Origin of the sequence: Bacillus sp. R86525 (genome assembly GCF_042466195.1) — a bacterium.
In the GTDB taxonomy this organism is placed as follows: domain Bacteria; phylum Bacillota; class Bacilli; order Bacillales; family Bacillaceae_G; genus Bacillus_A; species Bacillus_A nitratireducens.
Window position 1 is genome coordinate 3,705,475 of sequence record NZ_JAXHPX010000007.1, and the last position, 11,459, is coordinate 3,716,933.

15 protein-coding genes are annotated in these 11,459 nt (G+C 33.7%); 5 read left to right on the plus strand and 10 right to left on the minus strand.

Annotated features, from left to right (window positions below; all coding sequences use genetic code 11):
* Positions 1-25: 25 nt before the first annotated feature.
* A complete protein-coding gene (locus SJY24_RS21695) occupies positions 26-1,126 on the minus strand; it encodes a DUF4179 domain-containing protein (protein ID WP_377866166.1) in 1,101 nt (366 codons plus the stop codon).
* The gene (locus tag SJY24_RS21700; protein WP_377866167.1) at positions 1,123-1,689 is read right to left on the minus strand and encodes a sigma-70 family RNA polymerase sigma factor; all 567 of its coding nucleotides are present in this window, start codon (positions 1,687-1,689) and stop codon (positions 1,123-1,125) included. Before SJY24_RS21700 ends, SJY24_RS21695 begins: the two co-directional genes overlap by 4 nt.
* A gap of 269 nt (positions 1,690-1,958) precedes the next feature.
* On the opposite strand from SJY24_RS21700, the gene asnB reads away from it, so the two are divergent.
* The gene (asnB, locus tag SJY24_RS21705; RefSeq protein ID WP_377866168.1) at positions 1,959-3,782 is read left to right on the plus strand and encodes an asparagine synthase (glutamine-hydrolyzing); all 1,824 of its coding nucleotides are present in this window, start codon (positions 1,959-1,961) and stop codon (positions 3,780-3,782) included.
* A 46-nt stretch (positions 3,783-3,828) separates the two neighbouring features.
* On the opposite strand, the gene SJY24_RS21710 is transcribed toward asnB, so the two are convergent.
* A complete protein-coding gene (locus SJY24_RS21710) occupies positions 3,829-4,656 on the minus strand; it encodes a PP2C family serine/threonine-protein phosphatase (protein WP_377866169.1) in 828 nt (275 codons plus the stop codon).
* A gap of 124 nt (positions 4,657-4,780) precedes the next feature.
* Between SJY24_RS21710 and SJY24_RS21715 the strand changes: the two genes are divergently transcribed.
* The 3 genes from SJY24_RS21715 to SJY24_RS21725 are packed head-to-tail and all read left to right on the plus strand — an operon-like array spanning position 4,781 to position 6,397.
* Positions 4,781-5,191 carry a MarR family winged helix-turn-helix transcriptional regulator gene (locus SJY24_RS21715; protein WP_000651915.1) on the plus strand — a complete coding sequence of 137 codons (411 nt, stop codon included), beginning with the start codon at positions 4,781-4,783 and terminating at the stop codon, positions 5,189-5,191.
* Positions 5,175-5,504 carry a DUF3147 family protein gene (locus SJY24_RS21720; RefSeq protein WP_377866170.1) on the plus strand — a complete coding sequence of 110 codons (330 nt, stop codon included), beginning with the start codon at positions 5,175-5,177 and terminating at the stop codon, positions 5,502-5,504. Before SJY24_RS21715 ends, SJY24_RS21720 begins: the two co-directional genes overlap by 17 nt.
* Positions 5,456-6,397, plus strand: coding sequence for an alpha/beta fold hydrolase (locus SJY24_RS21725; RefSeq protein WP_377866171.1), 942 nt, complete (start codon positions 5,456-5,458; stop codon positions 6,395-6,397). Before SJY24_RS21720 ends, SJY24_RS21725 begins: the two co-directional genes overlap by 49 nt.
* An 18-nt stretch (positions 6,398-6,415) precedes the next feature.
* Here SJY24_RS21725 and SJY24_RS21730 read toward each other — a convergent pair whose 3' ends face one another.
* From SJY24_RS21730 to SJY24_RS21755, 6 genes are all read right to left on the minus strand, one after another.
* Positions 6,416-6,787, minus strand: a complete 372-nt coding sequence (locus SJY24_RS21730; protein ID WP_377866172.1) for a hypothetical protein — start codon at positions 6,785-6,787, stop codon at positions 6,416-6,418.
* A gap of 89 nt (positions 6,788-6,876) precedes the next feature.
* A complete protein-coding gene (locus SJY24_RS21735) occupies positions 6,877-7,452 on the minus strand; it encodes a histidine phosphatase family protein (protein WP_377866173.1) in 576 nt (191 codons plus the stop codon).
* Between the two features lie 122 nt (positions 7,453-7,574).
* A complete protein-coding gene (locus tag SJY24_RS21740) occupies positions 7,575-8,666 on the minus strand; it encodes a serine hydrolase (RefSeq protein WP_377866174.1) in 1,092 nt (363 codons plus the stop codon).
* A gap of 193 nt (positions 8,667-8,859) precedes the next feature.
* Positions 8,860-9,495 (minus strand): cupin domain-containing protein, encoded by a 636-nt coding sequence (locus SJY24_RS21745; RefSeq protein ID WP_377866175.1) that lies wholly within the window; start codon positions 9,493-9,495, stop codon positions 8,860-8,862.
* 161 nt (positions 9,496-9,656) lie between these two features.
* Positions 9,657-9,818, minus strand: coding sequence for a hypothetical protein (locus tag SJY24_RS21750; RefSeq protein WP_000109008.1), 162 nt, complete (start codon positions 9,816-9,818; stop codon positions 9,657-9,659).
* A 65-nt stretch (positions 9,819-9,883) separates the two neighbouring features.
* The gene (locus SJY24_RS21755; protein WP_002018064.1) at positions 9,884-10,000 is read right to left on the minus strand and encodes a hypothetical protein; all 117 of its coding nucleotides are present in this window, start codon (positions 9,998-10,000) and stop codon (positions 9,884-9,886) included.
* A gap of 131 nt (positions 10,001-10,131) precedes the next feature.
* Between SJY24_RS21755 and SJY24_RS21760 the strand changes: the two genes are divergently transcribed.
* Positions 10,132-10,554, plus strand: a complete 423-nt coding sequence (locus SJY24_RS21760; RefSeq protein WP_377866176.1) for a YfmQ family protein — start codon at positions 10,132-10,134, stop codon at positions 10,552-10,554.
* Between the two features lie 54 nt (positions 10,555-10,608).
* Here SJY24_RS21760 and SJY24_RS21765 read toward each other — a convergent pair whose 3' ends face one another.
* Entirely contained in the window at positions 10,609-11,442 is an 834-nt protein-coding gene (locus SJY24_RS21765; protein WP_377866177.1) for a hypothetical protein, read from the minus strand.
* Positions 11,443-11,459: the final 17 nt, after the last annotated feature.

Consider the following 11,459-nt stretch of genomic DNA (forward strand, 5'->3'; position numbering starts at 1 on the left):
CCTTCATTTAAGGCAGTCTCTTTATTTATTTTTTTAAATCAATGACAATATCATCTAACACTATATCTTTACTCTTCGCTTCTTTTTTCGGTACTTCTATTTTCTTCTCTTTCCCATTCACATACTCTACTCCACCATGATTTTCAGGTGTATGAACTCGCAAATGCACATGGGGTGTAACAATAAGCTTTGTTGCATTTTCGTTTAACTTTTGGAATGTAGCACTCCATCGAATATTGTAAGGATCATTGCCACTTCCCCCATTTCCTTCACCCGAATAATCATTCCCTAAATCATCCTTAACCGTCAATTCAACATCTACACTATCCCATTCTTTCCTCGCACCCTTAGAAACTTCTTGATTATAATAAAGAATAAATGAAATCGGCGACATTGCTACCTTTTCCATATTTGCTTTTATACCTTCTTTTTCCGAACTCCCACTAATTGTTCTCTCTTTACTATCCACTGATTTTACAGCTAACGCGAAATTCCAATTACCTTGTATTGATTTTTTCCTATCTGGTATCTCTATTCTCTCTATATTCCATCTAAAGTTTACTTTGTCCTTTTTATTATTATCATGGTGCGTCGTTGTTACCATACCTACATACTTTTTTTCAGTAACTTTAGTCATTTTACCACTTCCTGAACTACCATGAGCGTCCATTATATCCAATCCGCCTAATATGATAGGATCATCCCCTAAGTCTTGCTCACTTTCCAGTGAATACGTTATAGATACTGTTCTGCCATCAGAAATTACATCATTAATTGTAACCTTAACCCCATTACTCTCTCTCGTCATATTCAATTCAGTCGAAAACTCTTTATAATTTTCATATAATCCTGTTCTACCATTATCTAAAAAGCGGAATATATCACCTACAATTGGCAATCCTCCAGCATATGTAGGAAATCCGATACCGAGTGTTGCAACTGAGAGTCCTACTAAAATAGATGCAGCAGCGACACCTTTTTTCCAACTTTTCATCTTTGTCTTCGTACGTATCGATTGTTTTACATTACGCTTCACTTTTTCTTTTTCAATTTCAGAAGCCTCAATTTCCTCAAGTTCTTTTTCATCTATATCAATATCATTTAATAGTTCATAAATGTCTTTCATATTGCACTACCTCCAAAACTAATATTCGTAGCATTTTGTTGTAGTTTCTTTTTTCCACGGTACACTCGATTATCGATCGCCGCCCTGGTTAATCCTAACTTGTCTCCTATTTCCTCTGTCTTCATACCGAGGAGATATTTCATAACGAACACCTTTTGATCTAAAGGTTCCAATTGATTAATAAGCTTCAATAACTCTTCCCTATCTTCCATAAGAATTAATTCGTCTTCTGCCGATTTTTCCGTACTTATATGAAACTCATCTGAAATGATTTCTACTTTTTTAGTCGCTTTCCGGTAATAATCAATTGCCTTAAACTTTGCAATCGCTGCAATCCATTTTTTAAAATCACTCGGCTCTCCATGAAACTTATTTGCGTTATTCCAAATGGAAAGAAATATATCATTTACACATTCCTCTATCAATCCATCATTTTGAACTGGAAGAAGAACTTTGTGCGTTATCCCCTTTATGAGCGGTAAGTATGTATCGACAACAAATTCTAGCGCATCTTCTTTTTGCTTCTGTAATCTTTTTATAAAATTTTTCTCATTTGATTTCATGTAGCGAGTCCCCTTATTTTTTTGTAAAAGCTTTTACACCCTATATAACGTTTTGGAAATTTTTTTCTCTCATCTTTTTTTATTTTTTGTATGTAATGGGATACTTTTCCTTAGCCATTGTCTCATATAAATATAAGCTTGAAGAAAATTTTCTCAAGTCTGTAATTCAATTAGTGTAGTACACTATTTATGCAAACACTCTTTAACCTGGTGTACATTTCATTTAATTAATCTACTTTTATAATTTTAAATTAGGAGATGAGATATGTATGTGTGGAATTACAGGTTGGGTAGATTGGAAAAAGGACCTTTCAAATCAACATGTTATTTTAGAAAAGATGGCAAATAGTATTGGGCATCGTGGACCTGATGCTGAAGGATTTTGGTTTTCACCTCGTGCGGCCTTTGCACACCGGCGTTTAATTGTTATTGATCCAGAAGGCGGGACACAGCCGAAGACATTTCGTGCTGGTGATTATACGTATGCTCTTACTTATAATGGAGAAATTTATAATTTCCGTGAGCTGAGAGAACAACTTCGAAAATGTGGTCATACATTTGAAACGCATTCAGATACAGAAGTATTACTACATGCTTATTTAGAATGGAAAGAAGATTGCGTACAATATTTAAACGGAATTTTCGCTTTCGCCTTATGGGATGATCAGAAGCAACAATTACTTTTAGCACGAGATCATTTAGGGGTAAAACCACTCTTTTATACAGAAAGAAATGACAGTATTATTTTCGGATCTGAAATAAAAGCATTATTAGCTCATCCATCTGTTCCTCCTGAAATTGATGCGGACGGCATAAATGAAATATTTGGATTAGGCTTATTTCGAACTCCAGGATGTGGCGTCTTTAAACATATCCAAGAAGTTCGTGCTGGACATTCTATAACATTCACACGTGATAAAAAAGTAGTTCAAAAGTATTGGAATTTAGAAAGTAAGATTCATACAGATTCTACTGAAGATACATCATCACATATTTTATCTATTTTACAAGATACAGTAAAAAGACAATTAATTGCCGATGTTCCTCTCGTCTGTATGTTATCAGGCGGATTAGACTCTAGCGGTATTACTGCACTAGCAGGTAAAGAATTTGCTGCTGAAAATAAAACACTTCATACGTATTCCGTTGACTTTGTAAATAGCGCCAAAGATTTCGAGCTGACATTTGCTCGAACTGGTTTAGACGCTCCTTGGGTAAAACGTGTTTCTGAACATGTAGGGACATCGCACCATGATATTATTGTGAATGCTGAAGAATTAGCAAATCACTTATTCGTTCCCCTCCGTGCAAAGGATTTACCAAGTGCTGGCGAAATGGAAACTTCACTATATTTACTATTTTGCGAAATGAAAAAAGATGCAACTGTTGCTTTATCTGGAGAATCTGCTGATGAAGTATTCGGGGGATATCCTTGGTTTCATCAAGAAGAACTATTATATGTAGATAAGTTTCCGTGGTTAACAAACTGGAAAAACACATCTTCTCTATTATTAAGCGAAGTAACCAATCAATGTAATCCTGAGCATTATATTAATAAACGATTCCATGAGGCTGCTCTTGAAGTACCTACTCTTGAAGGAGAAAACAAAAAAGAAGCGAAACAACGTCAAATGTTTTATTTATTTTTAACGAGATTCCTTCCGTTCTTACTCGACCGTAAAGACCGTATGAGTATGGCTGTAGGATTCGAAGTTCGTGTACCGTTTTGCGATTATAGATTAGTTGAATATTTATGGAACGTTCCTTTCAACATAAAAAGTATTGATAATATTGAAAAAGGAATTTTACGTAGGGCACTGAAACCAGCTTTACCTGATGACGTACGAAATAGAAGAAAAAGTGCTTATCCAACTTCACAAGATCCACACTACTTACAAACAATCCGTAATTTAACACTTGATATGTGCAGTAATAAAAACAATCCTGTTTTCTCACTCATTAACCATTCCATATTACTTGCAATTGCTGATCAAAGTAACAAAGAGATTACCAATTTTGAAGCAAGAAGTGCTATGGAGTATATGCTACAAGTAAATGAATGGTTAAAAACGTATCATATTCATATTGCTTAACAAAAAAGAGTTCAAGGACAAAAACCCTTGAACTCTCTTTCATTTATTAATTGGCACATTGTCTATTTTCAGTATCGATGGACCATCCAATAATAGTGGCACAATCTCTACCTTTCCACTGAAGTACATTTGTTAATACAGGCTCAATCTGTAAACAAGTTCCGTCGTGTAATATTTCTACTAAAGATTGATCATCATCAAACTTTAGTTTATCACACTCTAAAATACCATCCGTTGCCATTACAATGTGATTCTGACCTTTTTCTAATCCCCTTACCCCTGATGTAAAACAAGGTGTATTCGCTGCAAAAACATTTTTTCTTCCTATATACTCATAGTTCTTACGCTTATTTAGCCTACCTTTTCCATTTTTCGTTTGCTCTGAATGGAATAAATACGCGAAGCAATCACCAACTGATAGCCAATATAAGAACTCGCCTTTTCGTAAACAAATTAAACATGCAAGTTCCTCATCATCTTGGTCACATTTCTCGATAAAGAGCTCATCTGTAAATAACGCTAATAAATACATATGTGTATGATGAAAAGCTAAATGGATTGGGTATGAAAATAACCCTTTTAATTTTTCTTCTCTTTCTGAAATCGCTTCTATTATATAATGTATATTTTTCGTTTTATGATGTGTATCAAAAATCATAACAAATTCAAATTCTAATTTCGGATCCCACCAAGCTAGCACTGCATCTCCTCTTTCATATGCATCACTCTCTTGATTTCCTCCATATACGCCGACTGAAAGAGGACCACATTTTTCAACATGTATTTGATCTACATACATCTTTTCATGACTAATCCATTTAAATGTATTCACAGCTATCATCCTCTCTCTTGCTAAATGTATACCTTTACACATAGATTACCTTATATTTCAATAAAAATAAACTTTTTCAACATTTTTTATAAGAATAACAGGATTTTAATTCTTACAAAGCGAATATATCTTATAGTACGACATAAAAATTGAGGGGAATTATAATATGAAAGACATTAATCCACATTGGGAGACAATATACTACCACTTACGCTATGAATATGAAGACAATCTTACTCATCAAGCAATTCGTATTTTACAAATCACTTCCCGAGAGAAAGATATAACAATTGGAAAAATTGCTTCTGAACTTGGTTTATCTCATAACACAGCGTCCGAACATGTAAAACGCCTTATTCAAAAAGGATTTATCATTAAAGAAAGAAATAAACAAGATGAAAGAGTTGTGAATCTTACATTAACGACAGAAGGAATTGAAGCATTAGAAAAGCATACTTTGCTAGACAAGGAAAAGATACAAATATTAGAATCACAGTTATCAAAAGAAGAGCAACAACTAATAGAAAAAGCCTTTTCGTTATTAGCTAAGGAGGCAAAATATGCATTTCCTCGTTAAGGTCATCGTCTCCGCCCTCATTATTGAGGGTGTAACCGAATTTGCCAAATATTTTAGTACGCTTGGTGGCTTTATCGCAGCCCTTCCTCTTATTAGTTTACTTAGTTTATTTTGGATTTCTTTCGAAGGTGGGAGTAAACAAGAATTAAGTCAATTCGCTTTAGGCGTATTATATGGATTTCCTGCATCTGCACTACTATTATTTATTGTTTATATCGGTTTAAAAAACTCCTTTTCACTTAGTACATCTATACTCTTCGGCATATGTGCCTGGTGTATCGTCTTTACTTGCCAAAAAATATTTCAAGCTTAGGGGGAATTACTATTAATAGATCAGTAGAGATATTTGGACAAACTGTAGAAGTATATATGAGAGGTAACAGTAAACACACTGTAGTCATTCAAACAGGAATGGGATGCTCATTTTATGATTGGCTTCCTATTATAGAAAAGCTTTCACAAAAATTTACAGTCATTTCATATCATCGCCCCGGTTACGGAAAAAGTGAGCTAGGAACTAATCGACGTACAACAATGCAAGTCGTAAAAGAACTACATATGTTACTACATGAACTAGATATTTATGAGCCAATCATTTTAATCGGTCATTCCTATGGAGGTTTATGCGCACAACATTTTGCAATGTTACATGAAGATAGGCTGCAAGCACTTCTTTTAGTTGATTCTACTTCCATGAACTTACACCGATTAGATGAACTGCATTTACCGGTTTCTGATCAAACTGATTCTGATGATATGTGGCTACAAAAATATCATACTTACTCCAACATGGATGCAGACGCACTTTATAATGAACTAAAATCTATGCTCGTCAATACAACAAAACAGCATATCAAATTTTCCACATCTCCTTCCTTATATAAAGCGACAGCTGCTGAACTGTCCGAGTGGAAATATTGCGCTCGCTCAATAAAAAAACAACATAAAGCATTAGAAATACCATTAATCGTTATCGGTAGAGATCCTCAATATTCTGTTGCTCAATTGATTGAGGGCGGTATGCCAAAAGAAGAAGCTACACAACTTGAAGATATGTGGCAAGAACTTATTCGTGAACAACTAAATCTCTCAATAAATAGCCAATATATTTTGGCTGAACATGCTAGTCATGGGATAGAAAATGATCGCCCAGATACTATCATTGAAGCCATTCATTCATTGTCAATAAAAAAAGGAAGCAACTGAAGTTGCTTCCTTACTTATCTATTCATAGTCTTCTTCGTCATCAACTTCTTCATAATACGAACTCCCATTGCTTACATATATAGGACCATTCGCAACATCAATACGTAATACCCATGCCCATGGCACAGCTAAACGTTTATGTATTGCTCTCCAAAAGTTCATTGATTTTTTTTCGTACTCCTGGAACTCCTGAAGTAACTCTTTATAGGAGGAACCGTCTAACTGAATATTTGCTTCTAATAAACGAGAATGGGCATAGTACTGTAACTCTAGTTCAGCAGCAATCTCCATTTCTTCTTCCGTTGCCATACCTATAATTGCTCCATCTGCTGGTGCGATTTCATATACGTTGTGAACTTCAATAAGCCCTTCTTTCTCTTTCTCAAACATGTAAACAGCCTCCTTTAACCAATATTTTTTATGTTACAAAGTCATACTTCTACAATACTTTCTCTCTTTCCTCTTTTTTTGATAAACTTTTACAAAATGTTTATCCGATGACCTGTTTTCTCTACTCTTTCAGCAGAAATGAAACGATTATTATCAAAAGTTAATTTATACACATCAGGCATATGAAGGGTTTTCCAAAACTGAAAATCATATTTCGAATCAAAATAATTCATTAGTAATACCATAATATTCCCATGAGTACCTATTACAATATTCTTACCTTTATATTTTCTTAATATACTTTGCATACATATTACAGCACGCCTTTGCGCTATATTACTTGATTCCCCACCTTCGTATGCAAAAGTCCAGTCTTCCCACACTTTCTGAATAGCATCGTTAAAATCTGTTACTGGCTCTTTACTTAATAACCTCTCTCTTAAATCTTCTTCCAGTTGTATTGATAAATTATATGTATTCGCAATCCCTTGCACGGTTTGAATCGCCCTTTTATACGGACTAGAAATCACAACATCAACCTTCTCATCTTTTAACAAGCATGTTATGTTTTGTGCATCTAACCAGCCCTTCTCAGATAAGGGGCGTTTCCTTTCTTCCTTTGTATATGTAGAGTGAGCATGCCGCACGAAATATACTGTAGTCATTATTCAACTTCCTTTCTTAGTTTCAATCTATATTCCATGCAGTAAATAGGAAATCCTGTATTATGAATAGAAAAGAGCCCTTTTAAAAAGCGCTCTTTTGTTTACATAATAAAATTATTCCATTATAACTTTCTTCTGAATTCTTCATCTGTTATAGCATCTTGAATAAAATAATCTATATTATTTCTCAGCTTTTGATATGCAACTTGATCTTCTATATCGTTAAACATAATTACAACTTCTACCTTATTTCCCTTCTTATCTGTAGTATACAAACTTTTTGTCAATACGAATGCGGTAGAGCCACCTTTTTGACCAGCAAATTCTAACTTACTATTATTAACTGTTCCTTTGAAAATATTCTCGATTTCTTCTTGCATTGATTTTGGAAAATAATTTCTACTATTTATCTTTTCCATTAAACTCATATAATCTTTAGCGTTTGCACTCACTAATCGATCTGACCAAATACGCTGGAATTCCATATCTATTTTTAATGGTATATCACGTTTCTTCCATTCGCTTTCATCTTTCATCCATTCATGTATTTGTAACACATGTTTATTATACTCATCATTAGACATGTTACGTATCATTTCTAACGATTGATTTTCTGGCTCATGAAGCTCTTTTTCTACATATCCTCTCATATATAGTGACGCAGTATATGAGGAGAACTTGTCATGACTAGTAAGTCCTAATTCTTGTATACTTTCATTTACTCTTTCTATTCCAAGCTTTTCTAACAAATATGTTGTATTTGCATTAGAGCTATAATGAATCATCCCTTTAGCGACTTCTTCTAAAGCGATGTGTTCATTTTTCACTAACTCTCTAGCTTTGGCATCTTCTAACCATGCAGGATGCGCTCCGCCATCAGTGTTTTTAACGTAGTATTTTTCTAACTCATGCAATGAAATTTGTTCATCTCGACTTATCTTTCCTTCTGACACTTGTTTAGCAAATTCAACTGCTATTACGATTTTTGCCGTACTCGCTAATGGCAATTTTACATTTTCATTTATAGATATTAATACTTCCCCGTTTTTTCTAATCAGTAATGAACATGTTTTATCATCTTTATGTTCTTTTATGTACTTTAATACGTAATCAGGATCTTCTTTCGACAAATAGTATTTCATAATGACAAAGAAAGCTATAACGGCTACTATAATCAATCCTGCAACAATTGCTATAATCTTTAATATGTTCACAATATGCCCCCTCTAATAAAGTGAAACTATAATCAGTGGGGGTTTTGTTCATCCCCCACTGATTATTAGTTGAACCAATCGGGCGTTTACGGGCAGTTAATGCGGGACAAATTCCCTTCTACATAATAATTATACTGAATATAATTACAAAATTATACAAAACAGAATAACTCTTCCTAAATAATAGAAAGAGTTATTCTACTTCGCATGAAGTTATTTGTCCATTTAACGTAACTACTATATTTGAATCGTCAGTCTGTTTATCACTTTTTGAACGATTTGATGTGGGTGGCCCAATTACAACTGACTCTTTAATTGGTGAAAGATCCATCGCTAGCTTCTCTGCACTTACACCGTAAGCAGCTTGAAATACTTCTGGAGGCGTTAATCTAAGTACGTCCGATCCTTCTGCTGTTTCAAACTGATCGTTATTGAAGAATAAATGTAACTGTACTTCTTCTGTTACGGCCGTGATCCAGTGCCACCATCCCATTGGAATAAAGACAGTTTGCCCCACTTTCAAATGATAATTTTGCAATTGATTCGTTTCAGGATTTAATATAGAAGTAACGGCTTCCCCTGAGACAACAACATCTAATTCCCAAGCATTCGGATGCCAATGTGGTTCTCGCATATGCCCCTTCGTCATAAACAAATCAACAAATGCTCCTCCAATCATCGCCGGTAATTGTGTTGACGTTACTTCATACGCAACATTTTTCTCATCTCTTTTAAAAAAGACATTTTTTCTTGAATCAAAGAAAAGATTTGGCGTTCCTGAGCTTTTCTTAAAATTTTTATTATCTGTAACATAACCTGAATTACTCATTTTATCCCTCTTTCCCGCTCCGAACATTTCTGATTTCACACTGTATCGTATGGGATTTTTTTAGGAATGTGCCTATTAACAACATAACAAAAAAACATGCTTTCATTACGAGAGCATGTTTTGTGATTTTTTTCACATTGTTTAGTTAAAAAATAAACTTTTTACTTACCATGATGTAACATTAAATCACTGAGTTCTTCTTCAATGTGATTTAATTTCGCAACGCCTTCTTTCCATTTATGAATATAACGTGAAACCCCGACAATAAATAAAACAATAATTGTAGAAAGAATAATACCATATACGATTGTTACAGTACTCATAGTTACACTTCCTTATAATTAGTAATGTTGTTATTAGTTATATTTTTATTATAAACCTTTTTCTTTTAAAATACTTCGATTTCAACTTTTTGTAACAAAATTGATTTTTCTAATATTTCATTCATAAAAATGGCATATTTTTCACAAATTATACAAAACTTCACCATATGTACTATTACCATATGAGTTATATTGTTAAATAGGATAAAGTGAAATTTTAGTCAGTAAGGGGTATCTATCCCACACTGATTATTAGCCCGCACCAACCAGGATTTTACGGACCGTTACTGTGGGATAAAGGGGATGAAATACTATGACAACTTGGTTTATTGTAATGTTAGTTGTATTTGGGGCATTTAAAATTATCGTTTCTAGCCTTCCTAACTCTGTTATTGAATCCATTATTAGCAAGTACGAAACACATCCACAACTTGAAGAAGAGAATGTGACTGTTACAATCAATGGAAATAATTTAGAAGGTCAAAAGAAATCTCAAATTATTCATGATTTTAATGAAGGTTTATTTTTAGATCGCTATTATGCACCGCCATATAATGAGGGAACTCCTTTAATTATCAATGCAAAGTGTGGCAAAAAGGATTTTACATTTTATATTTATAATCACGAAGAGCATGTTGATGTTGTAAAACAACATAAAAAGAAAGTAGTTGCTTATAGTTTACGCTCTAAAAACCTACAAAATAGTGATATGTTCGTGTCAGCTGATTTAGCTTAATGCTCATATATTAGAAAGAAGGAATCCATGGCATATGGATTCCTTCTTTCTTATTTACTGAAAAATCAGCTCTGTCTTCAAACTATCTTTCGGTAACAGCCATCCTTTTTTCTCTATACTCGCCATTAATAATTCTCTTTGTTTTGTTGCAATACTTTCCTCATTTGTTTTAAACGACACTTCTATTACGAAATCATCTTCTATTTTCCCGGTATTACTTAATGGCCAAATTTCAATATTCGTTTTTATATTTTCAAATTCACCTGTATACCGTTTCATTAATACAGGACCGTAAATGTGAGAATCCTTGAGCATCTCTTCTCCCCAATTCGTATACAACCATTTGTTCATTTTCCCTGGTAACTTTTCTATTAACATATTTTGAGCAGCTTGTTCATTTGGCAAATCAAGTACCCCATATCCTTTAGCACTGTAACTTTTCTTATTTGAAATACTTAACGTTTTCTTCCCAAATCCCCAATCTATTTCCGCCTCATAACTATCAGTTTTACTACCAAATCCATCTTTATTAGCTACTTCTAGTGCATCTTGAATTACACCATTTTGAATAGGATATCTTTTTTTATATGTTAGCTCAAAATCTTTACTAAATTCTTTCTTTCGAATTCTCGCAAACCACCCTTCGTTACTTAAACTTTTATTCACCGTATCTAAAAATTGCACTTGTATTCTTTCATAATTTGTACCAGCCTTGAAATGTTCTAATACCTCTTGCTTCACCTCTTTGTTATAACCTAATACTTGTTCTGGCTTTAATAATAACTTCACTTCAAAACTAGGTTTCATCGGACTAGCAGCAAACCCTTCCTTAACGTTATAAAGGAAACAACAAAAGAAAATGCTTACGAATACAAATACTTTTTTCATATACCTATCCCCTTTAC